This window comes from Sebaldella termitidis ATCC 33386 (assembly GCF_000024405.1).
Lineage (GTDB): Bacteria > Fusobacteriota > Fusobacteriia > Fusobacteriales > Leptotrichiaceae > Sebaldella > Sebaldella termitidis.
Genome location: NC_013517.1, coordinates 3,360,382 through 3,385,043, shown reverse-complemented (window position 1 = coordinate 3,385,043; position 24,662 = coordinate 3,360,382). Strand labels below are relative to the sequence as shown.

24 protein-coding genes are annotated in these 24,662 nt (G+C 35.8%); 16 read left to right on the top strand and 8 right to left on the bottom strand.

Annotated features, from left to right (window positions below):
- The first annotated feature begins 23 nt into the window (after positions 1 to 23).
- Complete coding sequence (locus STERM_RS15940; protein ID WP_012862655.1) at positions 24 to 410, top strand: cupin domain-containing protein; 387 nt, start codon at positions 24 to 26, stop codon at positions 408 to 410.
- Between the two features lie 2 nt (positions 411 to 412).
- Here the strand turns inward: STERM_RS15940 and STERM_RS15935 are convergent, their stop codons facing one another.
- On the bottom strand, positions 413 to 1,165 hold the full coding sequence (locus tag STERM_RS15935; protein ID WP_012862654.1) for an AraC family transcriptional regulator: 753 nt from the start codon (positions 1,163 to 1,165) through the stop codon (positions 413 to 415).
- A 96-nt stretch (positions 1,166 to 1,261) separates the two neighbouring features.
- Positions 1,262 to 1,930 (bottom strand): MOSC domain-containing protein, encoded by a 669-nt coding sequence (locus tag STERM_RS15930; protein WP_012862653.1) that lies wholly within the window; start codon positions 1,928 to 1,930, stop codon positions 1,262 to 1,264.
- Positions 1,931 to 2,304: 374 nt separating this feature from the next.
- On the opposite strand from STERM_RS15930, the gene STERM_RS15925 reads away from it, so the two are divergent.
- Positions 2,305 to 2,985 carry an MIP family channel protein gene (locus tag STERM_RS15925; RefSeq protein ID WP_012862652.1) on the top strand — a complete coding sequence of 227 codons (681 nt, stop codon included), beginning with the start codon at positions 2,305 to 2,307 and terminating at the stop codon, positions 2,983 to 2,985.
- Positions 2,986 to 3,275: 290 nt separating this feature from the next.
- Here the strand turns inward: STERM_RS15925 and STERM_RS15920 are convergent, their stop codons facing one another.
- Complete coding sequence (locus tag STERM_RS15920) at positions 3,276 to 5,882, bottom strand: autotransporter outer membrane beta-barrel domain-containing protein (protein WP_012862651.1); 2,607 nt, start codon at positions 5,880 to 5,882, stop codon at positions 3,276 to 3,278.
- Between the two features lie 392 nt (positions 5,883 to 6,274).
- On the opposite strand from STERM_RS15920, the gene STERM_RS15915 reads away from it, so the two are divergent.
- The 14 genes from STERM_RS15915 (at position 6,275) to STERM_RS15855 (ending at position 19,898) form a co-directional block, all read left to right on the top strand.
- The gene (locus STERM_RS15915; RefSeq protein WP_012862650.1) at positions 6,275 to 6,523 is read left to right on the top strand and encodes a hypothetical protein; all 249 of its coding nucleotides are present in this window, start codon (positions 6,275 to 6,277) and stop codon (positions 6,521 to 6,523) included.
- Positions 6,524 to 6,557: 34 nt separating this feature from the next.
- Positions 6,558 to 6,707, top strand: coding sequence for a hypothetical protein (locus STERM_RS22305; RefSeq protein ID WP_169305418.1), 150 nt, complete (start codon positions 6,558 to 6,560; stop codon positions 6,705 to 6,707).
- 510 nt (positions 6,708 to 7,217) lie between these two features.
- Positions 7,218 to 8,366, top strand: coding sequence for an L-threonine dehydrogenase (gene yiaY, locus STERM_RS15910; RefSeq protein ID WP_012862648.1), 1,149 nt, complete (start codon positions 7,218 to 7,220; stop codon positions 8,364 to 8,366).
- Positions 8,367 to 8,779: 413 nt separating this feature from the next.
- Positions 8,780 to 9,355 (top strand): histidine phosphatase family protein, encoded by a 576-nt coding sequence (locus STERM_RS15905; protein ID WP_012862647.1) that lies wholly within the window; start codon positions 8,780 to 8,782, stop codon positions 9,353 to 9,355.
- Between the two features lie 91 nt (positions 9,356 to 9,446).
- Positions 9,447 to 9,851 carry a MerR family transcriptional regulator gene (locus STERM_RS15900; protein ID WP_012862646.1) on the top strand — a complete coding sequence of 135 codons (405 nt, stop codon included), beginning with the start codon at positions 9,447 to 9,449 and terminating at the stop codon, positions 9,849 to 9,851.
- Positions 9,852 to 9,883: 32 nt separating this feature from the next.
- On the top strand, positions 9,884 to 10,630 hold the full coding sequence (locus STERM_RS15895) for a carboxymuconolactone decarboxylase family protein (RefSeq protein WP_012862645.1): 747 nt from the start codon (positions 9,884 to 9,886) through the stop codon (positions 10,628 to 10,630).
- A gap of 396 nt (positions 10,631 to 11,026) precedes the next feature.
- Entirely contained in the window at positions 11,027 to 12,103 is a 1,077-nt protein-coding gene (locus STERM_RS15890; RefSeq protein ID WP_012862644.1) for a zinc-binding dehydrogenase, read from the top strand.
- A 37-nt stretch (positions 12,104 to 12,140) separates the two neighbouring features.
- On the top strand, positions 12,141 to 13,532 hold the full coding sequence (locus STERM_RS15885) for an MFS transporter (protein WP_012862643.1): 1,392 nt from the start codon (positions 12,141 to 12,143) through the stop codon (positions 13,530 to 13,532).
- 19 nt (positions 13,533 to 13,551) lie between these two features.
- Entirely contained in the window at positions 13,552 to 14,595 is a 1,044-nt protein-coding gene (locus STERM_RS15880; protein ID WP_012862642.1) for an NAD(P)-dependent alcohol dehydrogenase, read from the top strand.
- 32 nt (positions 14,596 to 14,627) lie between these two features.
- Positions 14,628 to 15,470 carry a ketose-bisphosphate aldolase gene (locus STERM_RS15875; RefSeq protein WP_012862641.1) on the top strand — a complete coding sequence of 281 codons (843 nt, stop codon included), beginning with the start codon at positions 14,628 to 14,630 and terminating at the stop codon, positions 15,468 to 15,470.
- On the top strand, positions 15,460 to 16,413 hold the full coding sequence (locus tag STERM_RS15870) for a carbohydrate kinase family protein (protein ID WP_041310060.1): 954 nt from the start codon (positions 15,460 to 15,462) through the stop codon (positions 16,411 to 16,413). Before STERM_RS15875 ends, STERM_RS15870 begins: the two co-directional genes overlap by 11 nt.
- Before the next feature lie 68 nt (positions 16,414 to 16,481).
- Positions 16,482 to 17,462: an NADH-dependent methylglyoxal reductase gene (gene ydjG, locus STERM_RS15865; protein WP_012862639.1), complete on the top strand. Its 981-nt coding sequence runs from the start codon at positions 16,482 to 16,484 to the stop codon at positions 17,460 to 17,462.
- 193 nt (positions 17,463 to 17,655) lie between these two features.
- Positions 17,656 to 18,414: a DeoR/GlpR family DNA-binding transcription regulator gene (locus STERM_RS15860; RefSeq protein ID WP_012862638.1), complete on the top strand. Its 759-nt coding sequence runs from the start codon at positions 17,656 to 17,658 to the stop codon at positions 18,412 to 18,414.
- 113 nt (positions 18,415 to 18,527) lie between these two features.
- Positions 18,528 to 19,898 carry a dicarboxylate/amino acid:cation symporter gene (locus tag STERM_RS15855; protein WP_012862637.1) on the top strand — a complete coding sequence of 457 codons (1,371 nt, stop codon included), beginning with the start codon at positions 18,528 to 18,530 and terminating at the stop codon, positions 19,896 to 19,898.
- A gap of 518 nt (positions 19,899 to 20,416) precedes the next feature.
- On the opposite strand, the gene hxlB is transcribed toward STERM_RS15855, so the two are convergent.
- The 5 genes from hxlB to STERM_RS15830 form a co-directional block, all read right to left on the bottom strand.
- Complete coding sequence (gene hxlB, locus STERM_RS15850) at positions 20,417 to 20,980, bottom strand: 6-phospho-3-hexuloisomerase (protein ID WP_012862636.1); 564 nt, start codon at positions 20,978 to 20,980, stop codon at positions 20,417 to 20,419.
- A gap of 16 nt (positions 20,981 to 20,996) precedes the next feature.
- Positions 20,997 to 21,632, bottom strand: a complete 636-nt coding sequence (hxlA, locus tag STERM_RS15845; protein ID WP_012862635.1) for a 3-hexulose-6-phosphate synthase — start codon at positions 21,630 to 21,632, stop codon at positions 20,997 to 20,999.
- Positions 21,633 to 21,761: 129 nt separating this feature from the next.
- Complete coding sequence (locus STERM_RS15840) at positions 21,762 to 22,760, bottom strand: dihydroxyacetone kinase subunit DhaK (RefSeq protein ID WP_012862634.1); 999 nt, start codon at positions 22,758 to 22,760, stop codon at positions 21,762 to 21,764.
- A gap of 12 nt (positions 22,761 to 22,772) precedes the next feature.
- A complete protein-coding gene (gene dhaL / locus STERM_RS15835) occupies positions 22,773 to 23,414 on the bottom strand; it encodes a dihydroxyacetone kinase subunit DhaL (RefSeq protein ID WP_012862633.1) in 642 nt (213 codons plus the stop codon).
- Complete coding sequence (locus STERM_RS15830) at positions 23,414 to 24,604, bottom strand: mannitol dehydrogenase family protein (protein WP_012862632.1); 1,191 nt, start codon at positions 24,602 to 24,604, stop codon at positions 23,414 to 23,416. The genes dhaL and STERM_RS15830 overlap by 1 nt, the downstream gene beginning before the upstream one ends.
- Between the last annotated feature and the right edge of the window lie 58 nt (positions 24,605 to 24,662).

Below are 24,662 nucleotides of genomic sequence, written 5' to 3'. Positions count from 1 at the left end.
AAGAAAGTATTGGAGGAATTAAAATGAATTCAAATGAAATATTTGATATGTTTAACAAAGGGAAATTAACAGGGACGGGAATATCATTCAATGATATTTCATGGTATCCGCATTCAAAATTTGAAGGAGTGGAAATGAAGAATATTATTACTTCCGGAGAAACAGGAGGTAAATTCAGCTTTCATCTTGTGAAAATAGCCCCTTATAAAAAAATCGGACTGCATATTCATGAAAATCAGCTGGAAACACATGAGGTTATCAGCGGGAAAGGAGCATGCAAAATAAGCGGCAAGGAGTTTGAGTATGAACCGGGGACTGTTTCTATATTTCCGGCTGGCATAGAACATGAAATAACTGCCGGTTCAGAGGGTCTCTGGATTTTTGCCAAATTTATACCGGCACTATGCTGATTTTAGAATGTATGTGATACTATTTTAAAGGATTTTTTATAATCTGACGGTGTAAGACCAACGATTTTTTTGAAATATCTGATAAAGTGGCTTTGATCAAAAAAACCTGTTTCTATTGCAAGCTCGGCAAGATTTTCAGAATTATTAAAAATTCTCTGGGCCCTTCTGATTTTATTTTGAATTTGAAACTGATGTGGTGTTAAGCCTGTTTCTTTCTTAAATTTTCTTATAAAATGGTACTTGCTCATATATGCTGATTTTGCCATTTTTTCGATATTTATAGTTATTTCTGGAGAAAATTCCAATATTTGCCGCAGTTCTTTTATTTGCGGAGTTACAGATTTATATGCAGAAAAATGTTTGCAGTATGAGAGATTTTCAGCCAGCAGTAAAAGCTGTGTACCGCTTAAAGAGCCTAAATTAAATGTCTTGGTATATAAGAAAATTATACGGTTTATGATTTTATTTATATCAATTTCCGAAGCTTTATTTTTATTTATGCATATAGTCAGAAGGGAAGCCTTTCCTATAGAATACAAAGCATGCGGAACATACGGGGGAATAATGAAAATCTGACCGGCAGTATATATAGAAGAATATCCGTCTTTACAGAGTCTGATGCTGCCGTTTAAAATTATCCCGATTGAAAAAATACTGGAATGATTATGTAAAGGATATGAAAGAGACGAGTCAGTGTATAGAACCAGTTCTGTTTTTGAAACCTTATCATAGATATAATAGGAATTTTTATTCATATCAAGGTGCTCCTTTCTCAAATTCGGAAAATATATTAAAATAAAAAACATCTGAAAATGATGTTTTTTATTATGCAGTACTATATCAGAAAAAGTTTATGATCCCAGTCTTGGAAGCGGATCTATTATTTCACCGGCAGACAATTTTTCAAAGCTCTTTCGCAGATTTCCGGAAATTTCTTCTACCTGAAGAATCTTTTTTATTGCTTCTTTGTTTGTGGTATCATTATGCAATATTTGATTTGTAAAATCTACACTTATATTATGAGGATTTTTTTCAATAAGCTTTATCTGATCAGTTACATTCAGATTTCCTTCTTTTAATACACGTGCATAGTAACCGGTAAAGCCTGAATCCTGAGTGAGATAAGACATTTTTGGGACATTATGAATATAAGTCAGCTTGAAACACGGCTGTCTCGGCTGGCTTATCTGTAGGATTACTTCGCCTATCTGAAAAATATCTCCGATACAGACATCCTTTTCAGTCATTCCCTGAACAGTAAGATTTTCACCGAAAGAATTTTCCGGCATTTTCTTATTTAAAGTCTTCTCCCAGTATTCATAATGTTCAAAAGGATACAGACAGACAGCCTTGTCTACACCGCCGTGAATTACCTTTTCAGCCTGTTCGTCACCGGTAACTCCTAACTTATGAATAAAAACATTGTCAAAGACAGGAGATTTTTTAAGAGCAGTTTCTATAATTACACCGTTGAAATCATAAGTTTTTGTCTTTCCTATATTTACAGATATTAATTTCATGGCTAATCCTTTCTTAATTTTTTTCAATTATAACATTTATTGAAGAAATTTAAAATAAAATTTTAGAAATTAAGTAATATCAATGGAAAAAATAAAAAACAGATATATTGACCTAAAGTTAAAATTATACTATAATACAGATAGTGCAGTGTCCTATTCATGATTAGCCAGATACCTTTATTTTTAGAGCCTGCAGCATTATTGTCAGTTCTTGTTATCAGTACTGTATCTATGTCAGTTAATGGAATAGTTACTGAAGTTTGACTAAAGATAAACCGGACTCTGTACTGGTATTGTATTTGATTAATTAATGGATCGAATGCAGCACTAGGAAAAGATTTCATACAAATATGTTAACAAGAAAGGAAATAAATATGAAAAAATATTATGCCGAATGTTTGGGGACATTTACTCTTGTTTTATTTGGCTGCGGTTCTGTTGTTTTTGCCAAAAATGAAGTAGGGCAGCTGGGAATTGCTTTTGCCTTCGGACTTAGTATTGTTGCAATGGCTTATTCGATAGGATCTGTGTCAGGATGTCATATTAATCCGGCTGTTACACTAGGTGCATGGATAAGCAACAGGATAGAAAAAAAAGAGGTACTGCCTTATATTGCTGCTCAGCTGATAGGAGCAGTTATTGCTTCGGGGCTGATATATATGATAGCTTCAGGTTCGCCTTATTACAGTAATCTTGACGGACTTGGGCAAAACGGTTTCGGCTACGGCTATGGCGGAGAATATAATGTATATTCTGCAGCTGTTTTCGAATTAGTGGCTACATTCATTTTCGTCTTTGTAATTCTGGGAGCTACACATAAAGATTCAAATACAAAATTTGCAGGACTGGTTATAGGACTTACTCTGGTTATGATACATATTATAGGAATACAGATTACAGGAGTTTCGGTAAATCCGGCACGTAGTTTCGGACCTGCATTATTCAGTACTACAGCTCTGGCACAATTATGGCTGTTTATTATTTTCCCGCTGGCAGGAGGAGCACTTGCAGGATATGTTTATAAAAAATGTTTAATATTTGATACAGAAAGTTAATAAAATAATATATAAGGTCTGAGATTTTTCAGACCTTTTTAAGTGTTTATTTTTTATAAGCTTCATTTTGAAGCTGTATAATGAAAGCCTATCAGTAAAAATTATAAAAAAAGTATTTCCAGTATTGGTAGGAAAAGTCCAAAATAAGGAGCCAAAAGCATAGGGATTTTTACAAGGCATAAATTTATATATGCAAAAAACCGGAGTGACAGTATTTTGACTGTACTCCGGTTTGCTTTATTATATAAAAATTTTGATTTTCAGTTAGAACACAAATGACATTCAGAAAACTAAAATCTGTATTTCAGTCCTACAGTTACCTGTGTATCATTATAGTTGCTGCCGCCCCATTGATATGCAACATTTCCCCACAGATCAAAATTTTGATTCAGTTTTAATTCGGTACCTAATTTGACTTCTGCCAAATCACCTGCATTACTTTGTTTATTTTCTACGCCATCCATAATTACGCCGAATTCTTTTGTATTATGAATCCAGTTAGCTTCAATGAAAGGCTGAAATTCATTTTTTTCATTTCTGTTTATAAAATTAGAATTTCCGGTATAAAGTCTTACGCCCAGACGAGTCTGAATATTCCCGTCACCGCTTAATTCTACTATAGTTCCATTTGATTCTGTATGATTATCTGTTTTTACTCCCATATATACAGCCTGAGCTTTCGGCTGGATAAAAAAAGCATTTCCGTCAGAATTTTTATCTATTTCAAAGGTATAGCCGCCTTCAAGAGAGGCTGTTAATCCTTTTGAACTGTATGTTTCTTTATCAAGTCCGTCACCGTTTACTTCATTGTCAAACCAGTTATACATAAGCCAGCTGTCAGCATAAAGACCGGACCTGTCTTCTTTATTTGAGTACCATGTTCCGTATATTCCTATATTATATCCCTCTACTTTACCTTTAGAGTTATAATCAATCATATTGGAATTTGTTTTGTTATGATTTGTTCCGTATCCTCCCATAACTCCCAGATGAAAACGGTCAGAGCCGTTTGAAGACCAGTCCGCAATGTCGCCGCCAGCCTGTATTACATAGCTTTTTCCTTTGGTATCCAGCTGTCCGGAAGTATCCTTGAAGGTATTGTAGCCTCCCACACTTCGTACCCATATGCTTGTAACTTTATCCTGACCAGACATAGAATCTGTATATTGGGCATCACCAAGACGATCGTGCAGTCTGTGTAAAAATAATGAATTCACAGCAGCATTGTTAGCAATATAACTTCCTGATTCAGGACGAAATACAGATTCGAATCCTCCAAATACAGGAGGGTTTACAGAAGCTTCCGAATCCGGCGGAACTATAGCCGGATCTTCTGGGGGAATAATCCCCGGATCAGTAGGATCAACCGGAGGAGTAACAGTCGGAGGTATTATTGACGGTATTTTACTTGTAAGATACCAGTTATTATAATTCGTAGTTCCTCCATTGCCTCGGCTCAGAAAATATTCATAAGCGCCTGCAACAATACGGCCGTCTTTTACGAATTCACCGTCTGATGTTCCGCCTACAGATATTAATTCGATACCATCTATAGTATGGGCTCCTGTTCCGCCGGCATTTCTTACCTGTACTTTAGTTGTACCCAAGGTATTGCCGAGAATGTTCAATTTGTCAGTAGCTGAAAAGTCATCCTCAAGCTTGGTATTAAAAACTATTGTACCGTTATTTCCTGTATAATTATCTGATATTGTAAGAGTTCTTGGTGTGAAGGTTCCCATAGACGGATCAGAGTTCAGATAAACAACAGAATTATCTAATAAACTAAAATTAGTCAGATCAGAATCATCTGTCATCTGCCAGACTGTACCTGTCATGCTTATATCTGTAGAAGCAGAGTTTCCTATACGGGAAGCTCCTTCCCATTTTGAGCCGTCTTTTATGTCCATTGTAATACGTGCTCCATTATTAGAAAGAATATCTCCTTTCAGATCAGCCACAGAGTTAGTGATATCAATTGTTCCGTTGTTTGTAGCATAAATAACGGACTGTATATTTCCGGAATTTGTTTTTATATTAAGGTCCCCCTGTACATTCAGAGTACCTTTTCCTGAATAAAGTCCTATCTCATTTCCATTTGTGTATGTGTCGCCAAATTCAATTACAGCACCATCGTTTAAATTGAATACTCCATTTACATTATTGACAGCAATTCCATACGCAGTGGAAGTATTGTTGCTCACGGAATTATTTGTAATGTATACTTTTTCATTAAAATTTGTCAATGATGAAGATGCAGTATCCAAAGTCAGAACGCCGGTAGCACCATTGGCATTTAATTTGACATGTACTTCCTGATTAAAATCTGTATTTCCAATAGAATGAATTCCCCTCACTCCGGTAGAAATATTCACAATACCATTTCCGCTGCTGTCTTTATTAAAGCTGTTTGTAGTTCCTTCACCTAAATACAGGCCGTAACCTTTTTCATATTCTGATAAAAGAGTAGTATTTCCCTTAACATGAAGCTGTGAGTCTCCTCTTATTGTACCAGCTACATAGTAGTCATTATTTATATTTCTGTTAACAGCAGTAAGACCGCCGTTAAAGTAGGCTTTTCCTCCGTCAGTGATTAAAACAGCATCACCGGTAGTAGGTCCAAGCTGCTCTACTATTACTTCACCATCAGCAGTTAGTTTTCCGCCGTTTTCGATACTTAATACACCAGTATTGGGTTTTCCGCTCATATTTGATGCAAAGTTTACCGGATTAATATTTTGTATATGGACATCTCCGCCATATTCATAGTTTCCGGGATTAATCCATGTGTGTCCTTTAGGAGTAGGAAAATCAGCTTCTGTCCATATAGTCTGAGCATTACCTACCGCATTTAAACAAACTATGGCACTTAATACTTTTCCATAAAAACTTTTTCTCACTATTTTACTTCCTTTTCAATTAATTTTTGCATAAATACAAAATTGTCATTATATTCATTTGCATATGCACATTATTTTACCATACTTAAAAAATTAATGCAAGACTTTTGTTAGACATTTGTTTGAAGCACTGTATTTACTGGTGATATATGGTGTTATGTAAATGACTGCGACCATAAATAGTTTTATTTTTAGGAAAGCTGCTACTATCTTTAATATAATGTTTTTTTATTGAATTATTATATAGTTTAGCATATTCAAATAGTTTTATTGCTAATTTTATTGAATATTCTAAAAAATAAAATATTTTGAACCTGAGTAACTGATTTTTTATAATCTTCACGCAGATGCCACAGTTATGTAGTAATATGTAGTAAAGATCAGGAGGTGTTATGAAAAGAATTTATATATTTTTATTATTTCGAACAGGAATTTTTTCAGGAAATATTGATAGAGAAACATGCACACTAAATGGAAAAAGATTATATGGCAAGGTGAAATCTGTATCATCTATGGCTGATTTTAGAGTAGAAGTTGTCAATCATATTGCAGATGTTTTGCATGACTTTACAGTTGAATTTGCAGGTGCTATTTTTGATTTTAAAACTGAGCTTGTTAATATGTTTCCCGGAGCACAATAATGATAGATATTTTATTAAGAGGGAGAATATGTTTATGAAAAATAGAAAAGGTATAATAATAATTATAGCAGGAGGAATCATTTATATTGCTTTAGCTTTAGGCAGTATTACAGGATTTGGTCTGTTTTGTGCTTACTCTATTCCGGATCAAGATCAGGAATTATCCACAGAAATAGAAAAATAAAATAAGAAAAAGAAATAATCCGGAAAAATATATAAAATAATAAAGAATAATAAGAAAAAAGGTATTTGAAAGCAGTATATATAATTTGGTGAGTCTGATTGCATGATCTTTTTTTCAGTCAGAATATATATGTCTTTATCTGATTATCTATTTGTGAAATTATTTTCTATGAAAACTAAAAAAAAATAAAATTTTCATTGATTTATGATTTTTTTATTTTTTTTAATTTAAGGTAAAAAAATTTACAGTGAATTAAAAAAAATAATATGAATGTAAGAATATCTGCAAGCAGCAATAAAATGATTAATTTCACTAGGAAATAACGGTATTTTTTTCACTTAATTAAAATATTATTTTTTTAATATAACTGAAAAATATTTCATTTTATTGTCTTTTGAAATACGGCTTTGTTTGGGTTGTGATTGTTTTAATTAATTTTATTTTAAGCAATGCTTGCCATTAGATGAAAACGTGCTATACTTCTATTAATAAAATATATGGGAGGTAAAAATGAGTTATAATTTTTATATGCCTATGTTATCATTCATAGGAGAAGGTTCGTTAAAGGATTCAATTATTGAGGTGAAAAAGAGAAAATTCAGAAAGGCTCTGATAGTAACAGATAAAATGCTGGTAAAAGCAAAGCTAGTGGATATGCTGACTGACGAGCTTAATACTAACGGAATAAAATACCATATTTACGATAAGACAAACCCAAATCCTACAATAACTAATGTTAATGACGGAATAGAAATTTTTAAGAAAGAGGACTGCGATTTTATAATATCATTCGGAGGAGGATCACCGCATGACTGTGCCAAAGGAATAGCCCTTATACTGGCAAATGGCGGGGAAATAAAGGATTATGAAGGACTGGATAAGTCTGAAAAACCACAGATACCTCTTGTAGCAATAAATACTACAGCAGGAACAGCTTCTGAGATTACTAGATTTTCTATTATAACAGATGAAGAAAGACAGATAAAAATGGCGATAGTGGACAAGCATGTGACACCTATCATAGCAGTAAATGATCCTAAGCTTATGGCAGGAATGCCAAAAGCACTTACGGCAGCTACAGGAATGGACGCACTGACACACGCCATAGAAGCATATGTGTCAACAGTTGCCAATCCTATAACAGATGCCTGTGCCGAAAAAGCTATAGTCTTAATCAGGGATAATCTGAAAAATGCAGTAGATAACGGAAGTGATCTGGAAGCCAGAGGAAATATGGCTTTTGCCGAATATCTCGCAGGTATGGCTTTTAATAATGCCAGTCTTGGATATGTACATGCCATGGCGCACCAGTTGGGAGGATTTTATAACCTGCCGCACGGAGTCTGTAATGCATTGCTGCTTCCTCATGTACAGGAGTATAATATAAAGGCTGCTGCTCCGCGTCTAAAGAAGGTAGCGGAATTTATGGGAGCAGATGTCAGCAAAATGAGTGATCAGAAAGGTGCAGAAAAAGCTGTGGAACTTATCAGGAAATTATCACAGGATGTGGGAATACCTAAATCACTTGAAGAATTAGATGTTAAGAAAGAAGACTTTACAATACTGGCAGAAAATGCCCTGAAAGATGTTTGTGGTTTTACTAATCCGATACAGGCAACAAAAGAGGAAATAATAGAAATATTTCAAAAAGCATATTAAAATATAGAATAGAATTGGAATATTGATAAAAAACAGGAATGATTTCTTTTTTAGAAATTGCTCCTGTTTTTTTATATGATAAATATAGACATTTTTCAGAAGTTAAAGATAATAAACGGTATTGAAACAGCCGGAGAAAACTGAACGGGCTGTAATAACATTTTTAAATAAAGGATACGCGGTTTTGTCAGTAAAAAAATCCTGTATATTTATGCAGTAACATTAAAAAGACTCTGATAAAAGCAGATAAAACGGAAATGAAGAGATAATAAAGAATTTGATACAGTTACTTTTATTATAAAATTCAAGCTTGCAATAAAAAAAGCTTGACTTGGAGCCAGCTCCAAGTGGTATATTATTATATATAATATAAATACAGAAAAAATTAATTTATTATAGAAAAGGAGCAGATTATGAAAAAAATTTTTTACTTAATGCGACACGGACAGACTTTATTCAATCTTCGTAAAAAAATTCAGGGAGCCTGTGATTCTCCGCTGACAGAACTGGGCATAAAGCAGGCTCAGGCAGCAGGAGAATATTTTAAGAATATAGAGTTAGATTATGCCTATTCTTCTACTTCCGAAAGAAGCAGTGATACTCTAGAACTGATCATAGGATCTGATGCGCAGTACACGAGAATGAAAGGATTAAAAGAGATGAATTTTGGTACCTTTGAAGGGGAAAGTGAAGATCTGAATCCTAAGGACTTAGAGGTATTTGAGACTTTTTTTCTTGGCTACGGAGGTGAGTCAAGAGAACAGGTAAAGGAAAGAATGGTAAAGACATGTACGGAGATAATGGAGAAGGAAGGTCATAATACAGTACTTGCAGTATCTCATGCAGGAGCATGCTTTAATTTTCTCAGTCACTGGCAGGATCCTCTCACAGAATTAAAGAAAGGGTTTCCAAACTGCTGTATTTTTAAATTTGAATATGAAAACGGAAAATTCACACTGCTTGAGACTATCCGGAATGCAGCAATATAGCAGATATTTTTTGATTTTCCAATACAGATAAGACATGTGACAGGAGCTGTAATTAATTTTTAGTGTTAATAATACCAGGAGGTGTATTTTTATGATGATAGCAGAAGTAAGCAAAAGATATGAACTTTCTCAGGACACACTTCGTTATTACGAACGTATAGGTCTGATTCCCAATGTAAACAGAAATAAGAGCGGAATAAGAGATTATACAGATGAAGACTGTAAGTGGATTGAATTTGTGAAATGTATGCGGAATGCAGGACTTCAAATAGAAGTATTGACAAAATATCTTGATTTGTTCCAGCAGGGAGATAGTACACACGAGGAAAGAAAAGGACTTTTAGTAAAGCAGCGCGACAAGCTTGCCAGAAAAATAGATGAAATGCAGGAAACTTTGGAACGTCTGAATTATAAGATTGAGAATTACGATCAGAGATTGATGGCAAAAGAAGTAGAATTATTGAAAAATGGAAATACTGCAATGGAAACAGATTAAAAGGATATCATTTTATATAAGGGAGGATTCTTATGGACAGAGAATTGCTTTACAGGGAAAAAATGAAACAGCTGTTTGGAGATGCAGATTCATCTTTGTTTACTGCAGATCCGGAATTTGCGGAAATATTAAATAAGTTTGTTTTCGGCGAGGTATATAATCATGGAAAGCTTACTGATAAAGAGCGGATATTAATAACTTTATGTGCTCTGACAGCAGGAGGTATTTTTAAAAATTTTAAACGTTATATAAAAGCGGGACTAAATACAGGATTAAGTCCTGAGGATATTAAGGAGGCTTTATATCAGTGTGCACCTTATACAGGGTTTCCAAAAGCATTAAAGGCAATACACAAAGCTGATAAAGTATTTAGGAAAGCAGGAATATCTCTTCCTGTAAAAAGTATGAAAAAGACTGATGAAAATAATCGTTTTAATGAAGGACTGAAGGTTCAGGAAACAATATTCGGTGAAAGAATCCGCCGGATGCATGAAAATGCTCCTGAAAATCAGAAGCATATACAGAATTATCTTAGTGCTATGTGTTTTGGGGATTTTTACACAAGGGACGGGCTGGATATAAAAATGCGGGAATTATTGACACTATGTATTCTGAGTGCACTCGGAGGATGTGAGAATCAGCTGAGATCACACATAGAGGGAAATCTCAGTGCAGGGAATGACAAAGATATAATGATAGAAGCAGTAACACAGTGTATGCCGTATATAGGCTTTCCAAGAACACTGAATGCACTGGGCTGTATAAATGAAACGGCATAAAATAATTTAATAATATATATAAGCACCCCGTAATTAAGGATAAAACTATAATTACGGGGTATTTTTTATATTTAAAGAAATAAACTTTTGTTTTGGTCTGTTTATTTCTGCTTTGCAGAATAGTAAAATATTTGATCTTATTCAGCAGTTTATATGGGTATTTCGGACTATACACTTACAAATATTTTATAAAATTCATATTCAATTTTCTTTGAAAAAAAGATTTTTTTTTTGAAACAAATAAAAATCGTTGACATTCAAATAAAAAAGTTGTAAAATGCAGTTATTGATAGTTGAGACATAAAACTTCGGTGAAAATCATAGAAGCAGACAGTTTCAATAATCTTTCTTAAAATAACAGTTGATCAGCTGAAAAAATAGAATGGAGGGAAAAGTATGAAGGCTTTAGCGCGGTATGGTAAAGAGTTTGGAGGGTATAAACTTATTGATATACCTAAACCTGAATGCGGTCCGGATGATATTATTGTAGAAATAAAGGCCGCAGCGATTTGTGGTGCTGATATGAAACACTACAAAGTTGATAATGGCTCTGATGAATTTAATTCTGTTAGGGGACATGAGTTTGCGGGTGAAATTGTGGAAATCGGAAAAAATGTTGTTGATTGGAAAATCGGACAAAGAGTAGTTTCTGATAACAGCGGTCACGTATGCGGAGTATGTCCTGCCTGCGAACAGGGTGATTTTCTGTGTTGTACGGAGAAAGTGAACCTTGGCTTGGATAATAACAGATGGGGCGGAGGATTTTCAAAATATTGTTTAATTCCCGGAGAAATTTTAAAAATACATAAACATGCAATATGGGAAATTCCAGAAAACCTTAAATATGAGGAAGCAGCGGTATTGGACCCTATTTGCAATGCGTACAAATCAATCGCCCAGCAGTCAAAATTTTTGCCCGGACAGGATGTCGTAGTATTTGGAACAGGTCCTCTGGGATTATTTTCTGTACAAATGGCAAGAATTATGGGAGCAGTTAATATTGTTGTCGTAGGACTGGAAGATGATGCAAAAGTAAGATTCGACATAGCAAAAGAATTAGGAGCTACTGATGTAGTGAATGCTTCAAGAGAAGATGTGGTAAAACGCTGCCAGGAAATATGCGGCAAGGATAATCTTGGTCTGGTGATAGAGTGTTCAGGAGCAAATATTGCACTAAAACAGTCAATCGAAATGTTAAGACCAAACGGAGAGGTAGTTCGTGTAGGAATGGGATTCAAACCGTTAGAATTTTCTATTAATGATATTACTTCATGGAATAAAAGCATAATAGGGCATATGGCATATGATTCTACGTCTTGGCGTAATGCTCTGAGACTTCTTGAGTCAGGAGCCATTAAAGTACAGCCTATGATTACACACCGTATCGGCTTATCTGAATGGGAAAAAGGCTTTGATGCAATGGTCAGCAAGGAAGCTATTAAAGTAATTATAACATATGATTTTGATGATTAAAAAAATAAAAATACCTGTATTTTAGGAGGCTATTATAGTGGAAAATATAAGAAAACCGAACTGCGGTGCGAGACTTGACCGTTTACCAAACAGTAACTGGCATTGGAGTATGTTTGGAATGGTTGCGTTTGGTCTGCTCGTATGCTGGAGTAATGCAATAGGCGGGCTTGTACTGGCTCAGCTGAAAGAATTAGGATGGACAAATAATTCGACAAGTGCTGTTTTTTCATCATTAACAACTGCGGGAATGTTTGTCGGGGCGCTTTTTGGCGGAATTATCGGAGATAAGATAGGAAGACGTAAGGCTTATATACTGTATGAAGTTATACACATTATTGCAATGGTTGTAGCAGCATTTTCTCCAAACATGAACTTTTTAATTGCCTGCCGTTTCGTTATGGGATTCGGTCTGGGAGCATTACTGGTTACTTTGTTTGCAGGATATACGGAATATATGCCTGGACGTAACAGAGGGACTTGGTCAAGCAGGGTATCATTCATAGGGAACTGGTCATATCCTATCTGTTCTACAATTGCTATGCTGATTGCTCCGATGCTTTCGGCACAAATGAACTGGAGAGTACAATTTTTGATTCCGGCTGCTTTATCATTAATCGTAACTGCTGTTGTTTATAAAAAATTCCCTGAATCGCCGCGTTGGCTGGAAGCACAGGGAAGATACGAAGAAGCGGAAAAAATAATGTCTGAAATCGAAAAAAGAGTAGAAGCACAGACAAATACGAAGCTTCCTGAGATAACAGCTGCAGCGGAAGAATCAAAAAAAGAAAAGGTACTGCCTTATTCAGCATTACTTCACGGAGTTCTCTTAAAAAGAGTTATTTTAGGTTCATTTGTCTTAATTGCAATGAATGTTGTCCAGTATACTCTGATAAACTGGCTGCCGACAATTTTTATGACACAGGGTATTAATCTGAAGGATTCCATAGTTTTGAATACGATGAGTATGTTCGGTGCACCGTTTGGAATATTTATTGCTATGCTTATTATGGATAAAATACCAAGAAAGGTTATGGGAGTCGGGCTGCTTATTTTGATAGCAATATTAGGTTATATATATTCGCTTCAAAGCAGCATGACTATGATTTCCATATTTGGATTTTTCCTTATTACTTTTGTTTATATGTATGTATGTTATGCCTCAGCTGTTTATGTGCCGGAAATCTGGCCTACAGAAGCGAAGCTAAGAGGATCGGGACTTGCAAATGCAGTAGGTCGTATAAGCGGAATTTTAGCTCCTTATGCAGTAGCAGTTCTTTTGGATAATTATGGAGTAACAGGTGTATTTGTACTGCTTGGAAGTGTATCTGTGATCGTAGCTGCGGTTATTGCGGTAATCGGTATTGAAACGAAAGGTGTTTCTATAGAGTCTATTAACAGTGAAGCAGTAAAAGTGCAAACAGCAAATTAAGTCAGAAAGGATGAATAATATGGAAAATTCAAAAGCCATTTTAAAAGTACCGGGAACAATGGAAATTCGTCCGGCAGAAATGCCTGTTTTAAGGGATGAGGATGTTTTAATCAAGGTGGAGTATGTCGGTATTTGCGGATCTGATGTTCACGGGTTTGAATCAGGACCTTTTATTCCGCCTAAAGATCCGAATCAGGAAATTGGATTAGGGCATGAATGTGCAGGAACTGTAGTCGGTATTGGAAGTAAAGTAAAAAAATTTCAAATTGGGGATAAAGTAAATATTGAACCGGGTGTCCCGTGCGGAAAGTGCAGATTTTGTCTGGAAGGGAAGTACAATATCTGTCCTGACGTAGATTTTATGGCAACACAGCCGAATTATAAAGGTGCATTAACAAAATATCTGTCTCATCCTGAAAGCTTTACTTATAAATTACCGGATAATATGGATACTATGGAAGGTGCTCTGGTAGAACCTGCTGCTGTTGGAATACATGCTGCTTTACTTGCAGGCGTGACACCGGGGAAAAAAATAGTCATATTAGGTGCGGGATGTATAGGTCTTATGACATTACAGGCATGTAAAACTATGGGAGCAGCTGAGATAGTAGTGGTAGATGTTCTGAAAAAAAGACTTGAAATGGCAAAAAAGCTGGGTGCAATGGAGGTAATCGACAGCAGTGAGGCTGATACAGTAACAGAATGCAAAAGAATATTGGGAGAATTAGGTGCTGATATTGTTTTTGAAACTGCAGGTGTTCAGGTTACTGCAAAATTAACTCCGCAGATTGTTATGCGTGGCGGAAAAATCATGATAGTCGGAACTATACCGGGGGAGACTCCTATTGATTTTCTTAAGATAAATCGTGAGGTTTCCATTCAGACAGTATTCAGATATGCAAACTGCTATCCGACTACTATAGAAGCGATATCATCAGGGAAGTTCGATGTGAAATCCATGGTAACAAATATTTATGGTTATGAAGAAGTACAAAAGGCTTTTGAAGAATCGATAAACAATAAAAAAGATATTATTAAAGGCGTAATAAAAATAGCAGACTAGTGTACAGACATTATGTAATTTAGGAGGAAAAAATGTTAGCAAATATAAAATTTTGGGAAGAAAAGGCTCAGGAAGGAAAGTATGCAATTCCGCATTTTAATGTATGGAATGCAGAAATGTTAATGGGGGTTATTGATGCGGGAGAAGAAGCAAAAGCTCCGATTATTATTTCATTTGGAACTGGTTTCGTAGGAAATACTTCTTTTGAGGATTTTAGCCACATGATGGTTTCCATGGCTGAAAAAGCTTCGATTCCTGTAATAACACACTGGGATCACGGCAGAAGTCTGGAAATTATACAAAATGCGTATAACCATGGAATGAATTCCGTAATGAGAGATGCTTCGGCTTTTGACTTTGAAGAAAATATCAGACTGACAAAAGAAGCGGTTGATTATTTTCATCCGCTTGGTATCCCCGTAGAAGCTGAATTAGGCCATGTGGGAAATGAAACTGTGTATGAGGAAGCATTAGCACATTACCAGTATACTAATCCGGAACAGGCGGCAGAATTTGTAGAAAGAACAAAATGTGATTCTCTTGCTGTAGCAATAGGTAATCAACACGGAGTATATACTTCTGCTCCCAAGCTGAATTTTGAGGTAATCAAAAAAGTGCGTGAAGCAGTATCTATACCATTAGTATTACATGGTGCATCTGGAATCAGTGATGATGATATACGTCAGGCGATTGATCTGGGAATTGCAAAAATCAATATACATACTGAGCTTTGTCTGGCAGCAATGGAAGCAATTCAGAAAAACACAGACCAGCCGTTTTTACATGTAGAAAGAGAAGTCAGAACAGCAGTGAAAAAGAGAGCATTAGAAAAAATTTATTTATTCAAAGCAGACGGAAAAGCGGATGGACGGTGAGAAAATGACAGATGTCATCTGTATAGGAGCAGCCGTTGTTGATATTCCGCTTAGACCGGTAAGCAAGAATATTTTTGATATAGAGTCTTATCCTGTTGACAGAATAGCTATGACAATAGGCGGGGATGCTATTAATGAGGCTACTATTATTTCACGGCTTGGGTATAAAACAGCTTTAATGAGCAAGGTAGGGGAAGATGCGGCAGGTAAATTCATATTGGATTTTTGCCAAAAAGAGGGAATAGATACAGAAGCTCTTAACATTGATCCAAAGGTAGATACATCAATTAATGTAGGTCTAGTCACTGAAGATGGGGAAAGAACCTTTGTTACGAACAGAAACGGCAGTCTTTGGAAAACAGATATTACAGATGTTGATTTTTCAAAGTTTAAGGGAGCACGTCTGTTAACTCTGGCAAGTATTTTTAACTGTCCGCTGCTGGATAACAAAAGTTTGGTTCAGATTTTTAAAAAGGCAAAAGAGGAAAACATGATTATTTGTGCTGATATGATAAAACCGCGTTTTTCGGAAAAATTGGAAGATATAGGGGAAGCACTGGGATATATTGACTATTTTTTTCCGAATTACGATGAAGCCTGTCTTTTATCTGGGGAAAAAGATCTGGATGCAGTTGCCGACAGCTTTTTAAAGTATGGCGTAAAACATGTTATTATTAAAACCGGAAAAGAAGGATGTTTTATAAAAACAAAAGAAAAATCTGTAAAAGTTCCTGCAATATCAGGAATTAAAGCAATAGATACAATCGGTGCGGGGGATAATTTCGCAGCAGGCTTTATTACAGCTTTACTGGACGGGAAAGAGTTAATAAACTGCGCACAGTTTGCTAATGCAGCAGCATCGATTGCAGTTCAGAATCCCGGAGCAACAACAGGAGTTCTGAATAAAAAACAAGTGGAAAAAGTATTTGAGTACTATGGTTAATTATCCAAAGGACAACTTTTATATACTTTTTTAAGGCTGTCCAATTTATATGAAAAAGGTGAAAATAAATGAAAAACATTGATTTAGGCAAAACAGGAATGAAGGTATCTGTAATTGGTCTCGGAACATGGGCAATAGGCGGAGGGCCTGCCTGGGGCGGAGATATGGATACTCAGGTCTGCATAGATACAATATGTGAAGCACAGAAAGCCGGAATAAATCTGATAGATACTGCTCCCGGTTATAATTTCGGAAACAGTGAGATAGTAGTAGGGAAAGCGTTGAAACATCTGAAAAGAGAAGATATAATTCTAGAAACAAAATGCGGTATTGTATGGGAAAGAAAAGGAAGTCTCTTTAATAAGGTGGGAGATCGCCAGCTGTATAAAAATCTTTCTCCTGAATCTATAAAAGAGGAAATTAATAAGAGTCTGGAACGTTTGGAAATTGATTATATTGATATTTATATGACACACTGGCAGGCAGTCGAGCCGTGCTTTACACCAATATCTGAAACAATGGAAGTACTGAATGAATTAAAGGCACAGGGGAAAATAAAAGCAATAGGTGCTGCCAATGTAAATATAGATCATATAAAAGAATATTTGAAATACGGACAATTGGACATTGTACAAGGAAAATACAGTATTCTGGATCGTGAAGTAGAAAAAGAATTAATTCCGATATGTAAAGAGCACAATATTGTATTGCAGGCGTATTCTCCTTTAGAACAGGGACTTTTGACAGGTGCAATCACAAAGAATTATATTCCGCAGGGAGCACAGGCGAATAAAAAGTGGTTCCAAAAAGAAAATATGCCGAAAGTGATAGATATGCTTGAGAAATGGAAACCGCTTTGCGAAAAATATAACTGTACAATTCCAGCACTTGCTCTTTCGTGGATTTTGGCTCAGGGTGATTATATTACTATATTGAGTGGAGCAACTACGCCGGAACAGGTAAGAGAAAACGTAAAAGCGGCTGATATCAGGCTTGAAGAAAAAGACATACAATTATTACGTTCTATGGCAGAAGAGCTGGAGAACTAATATATACTGCAAAATGTCAAAAATCACCTCTTTGGTAAGGTCTATGTTCTGATTTATCTAAGTTTATATATTATATTATTTCTGTTTCATATGAATTAATTTTGTTTTACACAATATTTTTTGAAAAAACAGAAAAAAAGTGATATAATTTATTTTATAGTATTTTTACATTATGCAAAGTGGGTGACAAAGTATGTCGGCAAAAGACAGAATTAATACAATCAAACAAATGGTATCAAATGAAAAAAAAGTCACAGTGTCAAATCTAAGCGAAGTTTTTAGAGTAACTGAAGAAACAATACGCCGTGATTTGGAAAAGTTAGAAATAGAGGGAATTTTGACCAGAACATACGGAGGGGCAATACTAAATGAAAACAGCCAGATGGAAGGTGTTCCTTTTTATAAAAGGGCTAATACCATGCTTGTTGAAAAGCGAAAAATCGCATTAAAAGTACTGCCTCTCCTTGAAAATAAAACTACAATGTCAGGTGATTCAAGTTCGACAGTAATGGAACTTTTGAAATTACTGAAAAACAGAAAGGATCTGACAATTCTTACTAATTCTACCGAGGCCTTTAATGAGCTTTCCAAAGCGGATGTTTATGTAGTCTCGACAGGAGGAGAGTTTAATAAAAGCTCGCTCTCTTTACAGGGAAGACTTACAAAAGAAATAATAAAAAAATATCTGGTAGACGTGGTGGTTATGAGCTGTAAAGGTCTGGACATGGAAAACGGCGCGTTAGACTCTAATGAAAATGAAGCTGAAATAAAAAAAGCAATGCTTGAGCAGGCTTCAGAGGTAATATTGCTCGCAGATCATTCTAAATTTGATAAGAAAGCTTTTGTACAGCTGGCAGATTTGGAATGTATAGATTATCTTGTCACAGATCAAAAACCAAGTGAAGAATGGGTAAAATTTTGTGAGAAAAATTCCATAGAGCTCATCTACTAGTGTTATGTTTCATTTAAGCAAAAATAATGAAGCATAACACCCAGATATTAATTTTAGAGTAAGTATCCTGTATGGTCAGATACTTACTTTAAGAATGTGGGTGAGAAAAGTATATGAAAAAAGAGAGAAAAGCAATGTCAATAGTCAGAAAAATGCTTATTTCTGTTTTGGCAGGTTTTGTAGTTGGTTTTCTATGCTTATTTTTAAAAATCCAACTTATAAACAGCGGTAAAAGTCAGATCTGGGAAATAATAAACCAGATATTTTTTCAGGATATTACCGTTAAGGAAGGTATTAACGGAATAGGAATATTCTTTATAATAGGAAATATTTTTATGAGTGCCCTGCAGCTGGGAATAGTTCCTTTGGTATTGGTATCATTAAGTCTTGCAATGTGCAGTATAGCTCAGGGAAATAAATTAGGCAAAATTGCAGGGAAAACTATTTTATGTTTTGTAATATTTTATTTTGTCGGAGCTGCTTTGGCAGGGACAATAGCTTATACAGTAAAGAGCTACGGACTATTTAATGTCAGTATTCCTGCTGTATCACTGGAAAACTCTGTTACGATGGAACCCTATAATCCGTTAACCGTAATTATTAATGCAGTTCCAAATAATCTGGCTTCGGCTTTCAGCTCTAATAACCAGATTTTATCAGTAGTGGTAGTCGCAATAGTAATCGGACTTTGTATGCAGAAAATTCCGGAAAAGACAAAGAGCTTAAGGGAGTTTTTACAGGCCGTGTATGATATTATACAGCTGTATTTGGATTTTTTGATAAATAAAATAGCGCCGGTTGCTATTTTTTGTATGATAGCCAGAACTTTTGCCATATATGGAGTAGAATATTTAAGACCAATAGCGGCATTTGTTATAACAGGTGTTCTTACCGGCATTTTTCTTGTATTAACTATTTATCCCATCGGGATTTTTATTACAACAGGTTTAAGTCCCTGGAAGTTTATGAAAAAAATATGGAAGGTAGGTCTTTTTGCTGCCGCAACTAACTCATCAGCAGCTACTTTGCCGCTGAATATAAGGACCTGTACAGAAGAACTGGGATGCAGTAAGGAGATTACCAGTTTTGTGCTTCCGACCGGTATGACTATTAACATGAACGGAACCACTGTTATGCATATGATAGCGACAACCTTTATTGCAACATCAGCCGGTATAGACATAACACCTTCACAGCTTGTTATGGCGGCTTTGATTTCTGTTACCACAGCAATGGGATGTCCCGCAATTCCTGTGGCCGGAACAACGATGATATTTGCGGTACTTTCCGGACTGGGATTTACCAGTGATGCATGTATGATCGGTTATGCACTTGTACTGGCAATGAATTACCCGGTGGGTATGGCTGTTATAACAATGAATGTAGTGGGGGATGCAGCGACAAATGTAATTGTGTGTGCACAGGAAGGTGAATTAGACAGGGATATTTTTAATGATAATTTACGTATCGCAGAAAATAATTAAAATATTATCTTCAAAATTATTTTTACATTAGACTTCTTTTGAAACCCGGTGCTGTGATTTATTTAACTAGATACAGATCACTGTACTTAATACAAAAGAGTTTGAAATCAAAAAACTTTAATATCTAAACAGTCTGGATAATGGTTTCAAAAGATGTCTATTGAATTTTTCATAGAATCAATACAGTTATTTTAATTTATTAGTATAAACAAATTTGTTTTGAAAACGTACTTTTAAAGCCGCAGCTTTTTCTGACTTTTAAGGTACGTATTTTTTAATTAATGATTTTTCTGAAATTTTATCAGATTATTTACATTTAAAGACAGCAGCTATTTATTTGTGTTTTATTTAGAATCAGAAATAGCGTAAAATAAAAAGGAACTGTTCAAAATGACATTTCTTCAAAATTTTAGCTCAAAAATATAATATTGAGTATCTGAATTTTAAAAGAGATTTATTTCAAATACAGTTCCTTTTCCTTTATTTAGGAAATAATGGCAGTTAATTATTATAGAAGATTATTCCAGATTCGCATGTCTGGCAAACATCTGTTCTTCAGTCTGCCCGGTTTCTCTTTTCAGATCAATTATCATACTGTCATAGATCAGCCAGCTTAACTGTTCAAATGAGTTTCCCTTCGGCTGTATAGAATCCGGTTCTTCCTGTTCATTATCAGCTTTAGAGGTAACACCCGGAATTTGAATAATTACATCTGCAAAGCTTCCTATGGTATTCTCAGGGAAAATAGTCAGAGTAACAAGCTTAGCCCCCTGACTCTTAGCTTTCTTTGCCATGCTGACAAGGCTTGCAGTATTTCCTGACCCTGAGCCTATGACAATAAGGTCACCTTTTTGTATAGAGGGAGTAGTTGGTTCACCTACGAAGTAAGAGTGAAATCCCAGATGCATAAGTCTGTTTGCAAAGCCTCTTGCTGCAAATCCCGAACGTCCGGCACCTGCTATAAATATTCTGCCGGCTTCTCTGATTAATTTTTCAGCTTCTATCAGCTGGTCGTTATCAATTACTTTAGCATTCTCTGCTAATTCCTGTATAATAAGTTTCAGGTTTCTACATTCTGTCATATGATTTCCTCCGTTTTTATTGAGATTTTTTTATGGCTTCTTTTATAAGACGTGCTTCTTCCACGGGATCTGCCGCACGTGTAATTGCGCTTCCCACTATTATTATATCAGGTTTTAGTGCTACATATTTATCTATTGTTTTACTACTGATTCCGCCTGCAACAGCGATTTTAGCTTTTTTAGCGCAATCTGTCATAACCTTAAGATCATCAAGAGGTGTTCTGCCTTCAGCCTGCTGGTCGGCACCTGTATGAACAGCCAGTATATGTGCACCTAATTCCTCCATTTGTGTAACTTTAGCCGGTATATTGTCTACACAGATCATATCAACGACAACTTTTTTACCAAAATCATCCGCGGCTCTTACACATTGTTTTACCGTAGCGATATCTGTAACACCGAGTACGGTAACATATTCAGCCCCGGCTTCGAATGCCAGCTGTGATTCATAATAACCCCCGTCCATTATTTTTTCATCCGAAAGAATTTCTTTGTCGGGAAATTTTTCCTTGAACTTTCTTACTGCATTCATGCCCGAATCAATAACAAACGGAGTCCCTATTTCTATAATATCCACATAATCAATGACTTTTTCCGCGAAAGCCAAAGCATCCTCAAGTTTGTGTTCGTCTAAAGCTAATTGTAATTTCATGTTATTCTCCTATCTGATTTAGTATTTTTATTAATGGTTTTAATGATTTGATTTAAAAAAAATTTTGCTTATAAATAAAAGGTATCCTTGAAAATACCGGAATATAACTAGCAGCAGTAATATACCCTATTAATAATTTTTCATTCCTACAGGACTTGCCGGAAATTCCAGAAGATCCTTTATTTCATCGTCAAGATCAACAATAGTAAGAGAAGCACCGTTCATATCAAGGGAAGTAACAAAGTTTCCTATATAAACCTTATATATTTTGTGCCCTTTATCCTTTAGTATTTTTTCCACCTTATTATATAAAACATACAGCTCCATGACAGGAGTACTTCCAAGCCCGGAAATCATAACAGCAAGCTCTCTTTTGTCATTAAAAGCGAAGTCTTCAAGTATTCTGCCTGTGATATCTTCTGCAATGCCGTTAGCTGTTTTAAGTTTCTCTTTTTTTATTCCCGCTTCGCCGTGATGTCCGACTCCTGTTTCCATTGTTCCGTCTTCTATCTGGAAATTTGGTTTTCCTACTGCAGGGATAGTGCATGGCGATAAGCCTATGCATATACTTCTTGTTTTGTTCACTATATTTTCTGCAGATTTTATTACTTCATCAATACTGCCGCCTAAAGCAGCTCTTGCTCCGCCTGCTTTCCACATAAAGAATCCGCCTGCGATACCATGTCGTTTCTCTTTTGTTTCTTTGGGAGAAGAGGCAATGTCATCATTGGCAACGATATATTTTACGGGAATATCTTCTTCATCTGCCATTTGTACTGCCATCTTTACATTCATATTATCCCCGGCATAGTTTCCGAATAGTATTGCTACGCCTTTTCCTTTATCAGCCTCCAGAATCGCATCATAGAATGCCTGTGCAGGAGGCGAAGAAAAGACTTCCCCCACAGCCACGGCATCAAGCAGACCGTCTCCGAGATACCCCAGAAATGCCGGTTCATGACCGCTTCCGCCGCCTGTAACCAATCCTACTTTATCAGTATTGGAAGCCTTTGTAAACTTTATTACGCGGTCATTTTTATCTGACAGTTCTGTTTCAGGGTTTGCTTTTACGAATCCTGAGAGCATATCCTCCACAATAAGATCAGGATCATTAACAAATCTTTGCATTTCTACCTCCTATTAATTCATTAGTTCTACAGCAGTATCAGCAATTGCCCGTAAAATTATATAACATGATGCCGCACCGGCATCCAGATGACCCCGTGAACGTTCACCCAGCCTGCTGCTTCTTCCTAATCGGGCAACCATATCTTTAGTAGACTCCAGTCCTTTTTCAGCTTCTGAAATCATATTCTTAAGGCAGATATCAAAATCATAATTTTGTTCAACAGATTTTTTGTAAGCTGAGACAGCCGGATCAAGAACATCAATTAGTGTTTTATCTCCCGGTTTTGCATCAGTTAACATGGAAAGATTTGAATATGCTTTTTCAAGCATGGACAATATAATATTTTTATCAATTATTTCTGCCTTTTTTGAAGCTGCGTAGAGACCGCGGAAAAAGCTTCCGTATAACGGTCCCATAGAACCGCCTATTTTACTTACAAGTACATCACTTATAATCAGAAAACCTTCACTCATTGACACTGACTTTCTGCTGTTTATTTCTTCCTCGGCAATAGTAAAGCCTTTGCTCATATTTATGCCGTGATCGCCGTCACCTGCTGCACCGTCAATTTCACTGAGATATGCACGATTAGATTTTACTGCTTTGATTATGCCGGATACTATTTTTATTCCGTCATTGTTTGAGAATGTCATTAAACACCTCCTGTGGCTGTATAGCTGTGAGATTTCTTTTTTTCACTTAATATTTTATAATTTTCGACTATTTTTTTATGGAGCTTTGAATCGGCCGGGATGCTTGTATAAAAGCTTACTGATTCCTCGATACCATGCTCCTTTATATGAGTCTGAAGCTCTGAACTTTGCTTATCTTCCGAAATGTCATATAAAAGTGCTGCTGCAATGCCTTCGATCAGTCTGTCATTTTTCAGTCCTCTCTCCTCACATTGAATACAAGGGCCTGTAAGCCTCTCACCGGCTTTTAGTTTTCGAATGGGATTTCTTGAGACTCTGCTTATATAGTCAGTAATTCCCGGAGTTTTGAACCTGTTAATGACAAAATCAATATAATTATTCAGCTCGTCAATACTAAAATTATATTTTTGAGCAATAAGAGCACCGATTTCCTGCATTACCTCCCTTACCGAAGAAGTAAAATTCTCATCTTCGAATACCTCCTGCATAGTTGTAAAACCGCAGATATGTCCCATATATCCTGCCCAAGCATGACCGCCGTTTATTATGAACAGCTTTCGTTCTATATATTTATCCATATTTTCCGTGTAAACAGCTCCTTTTACAGGCTCTGATTCCGGATCTGTAAGCTTGCTTTTTTCGATAACAAGTTCATGGGCGAGACCAATATCCACACTTTTTACACCGTTTCTTTCAGAAGCAAGAACCATACGGTCTACAGCTGTATCCGGAAATGCTGCTGCTTTGTCCAGCATATCTTCGGTAAAATCCGCATCCAGCTTTAATACTTCATTTTTTAGAATAGAACCATTGTGAATAGCATTTTCACAAGTCAGAACATCTAATTTGCCAGCTTCTTTCCCGACTCTTTTTTTCAGTCCTGCCAGAAGAGGAACAGCAACTCCGGGAAGATTGTCGACCCACACAGAAACCGTAACCAGTTCTGCACCGGCAATTTCTCCGGCAATTTTATCCGTATCAGTAAGAAGAACAGCTTTTACATTATCTATTGTTTTCTTTTTATAATTTTCCTCAATAATATAAAGATCATAAGAATTTGTTTTGTTTATCTGCTCTACTATATTTTTATCTACATCAACCAAAACTATTTCATAGCCTGTATCATGAAGCAGGTCTCCGATAAATCCTCTTCCGATACTTCCTGCACCAAAATGTACTGCTTTTTTCATAAAAATAACCTTATTAATAACAATGCTGTATTGTTATTACCTTTCTTTATTATTATCA

Bases quoted from the DNA above. Each gene is read 5' to 3' on its own strand.
- STERM_RS15940 (WP_012862655.1), top strand. From the start codon at position 24: ATGAATTCAAATGAAATATTTGATATGTTTAACAAAGGGAAATTAACA.
- STERM_RS15935 (WP_012862654.1), bottom strand. From the start codon at position 1,165: ATGAATAAAAATTCCTATTATATCTATGATAAGGTTTCAAAAACAGAA.
- STERM_RS15930 (WP_012862653.1), bottom strand. From the start codon at position 1,930: ATGAAATTAATATCTGTAAATATAGGAAAGACAAAAACTTATGATTTC.
- STERM_RS15925 (WP_012862652.1), top strand. From the start codon at position 2,305: ATGAAAAAATATTATGCCGAATGTTTGGGGACATTTACTCTTGTTTTA.
- STERM_RS15915 (WP_012862650.1), top strand. From the start codon at position 6,275: ATGAAAAGAATTTATATATTTTTATTATTTCGAACAGGAATTTTTTCA.
- STERM_RS22305 (WP_169305418.1), top strand. From the start codon at position 6,558: ATGAAAAATAGAAAAGGTATAATAATAATTATAGCAGGAGGAATCATT.
- yiaY (WP_012862648.1), top strand. From the start codon at position 7,218: ATGAGTTATAATTTTTATATGCCTATGTTATCATTCATAGGAGAAGGT.
- STERM_RS15905 (WP_012862647.1), top strand. From the start codon at position 8,780: ATGAAAAAAATTTTTTACTTAATGCGACACGGACAGACTTTATTCAAT.
- STERM_RS15900 (WP_012862646.1), top strand. From the start codon at position 9,447: ATGATGATAGCAGAAGTAAGCAAAAGATATGAACTTTCTCAGGACACA.
- STERM_RS15895 (WP_012862645.1), top strand. From the start codon at position 9,884: ATGGACAGAGAATTGCTTTACAGGGAAAAAATGAAACAGCTGTTTGGA.
- STERM_RS15890 (WP_012862644.1), top strand. From the start codon at position 11,027: ATGAAGGCTTTAGCGCGGTATGGTAAAGAGTTTGGAGGGTATAAACTT.
- STERM_RS15880 (WP_012862642.1), top strand. From the start codon at position 13,552: ATGGAAAATTCAAAAGCCATTTTAAAAGTACCGGGAACAATGGAAATT.
- STERM_RS15875 (WP_012862641.1), top strand. From the start codon at position 14,628: ATGTTAGCAAATATAAAATTTTGGGAAGAAAAGGCTCAGGAAGGAAAG.
- STERM_RS15870 (WP_041310060.1), top strand. From the start codon at position 15,460: ATGGACGGTGAGAAAATGACAGATGTCATCTGTATAGGAGCAGCCGTT.
- ydjG (WP_012862639.1), top strand. From the start codon at position 16,482: ATGAAAAACATTGATTTAGGCAAAACAGGAATGAAGGTATCTGTAATT.
- STERM_RS15860 (WP_012862638.1), top strand. From the start codon at position 17,656: ATGTCGGCAAAAGACAGAATTAATACAATCAAACAAATGGTATCAAAT.
- STERM_RS15855 (WP_012862637.1), top strand. From the start codon at position 18,528: ATGAAAAAAGAGAGAAAAGCAATGTCAATAGTCAGAAAAATGCTTATT.
- hxlB (WP_012862636.1), bottom strand. From the start codon at position 20,980: ATGACAGAATGTAGAAACCTGAAACTTATTATACAGGAATTAGCAGAG.
- hxlA (WP_012862635.1), bottom strand. From the start codon at position 21,632: ATGAAATTACAATTAGCTTTAGACGAACACAAACTTGAGGATGCTTTG.
- STERM_RS15840 (WP_012862634.1), bottom strand. From the start codon at position 22,760: ATGCAAAGATTTGTTAATGATCCTGATCTTATTGTGGAGGATATGCTC.
- dhaL (WP_012862633.1), bottom strand. From the start codon at position 23,414: ATGACATTCTCAAACAATGACGGAATAAAAATAGTATCCGGCATAATC.
- STERM_RS15830 (WP_012862632.1), bottom strand. From the start codon at position 24,604: ATGAAAAAAGCAGTACATTTTGGTGCAGGAAGTATCGGAAGAGGATTT.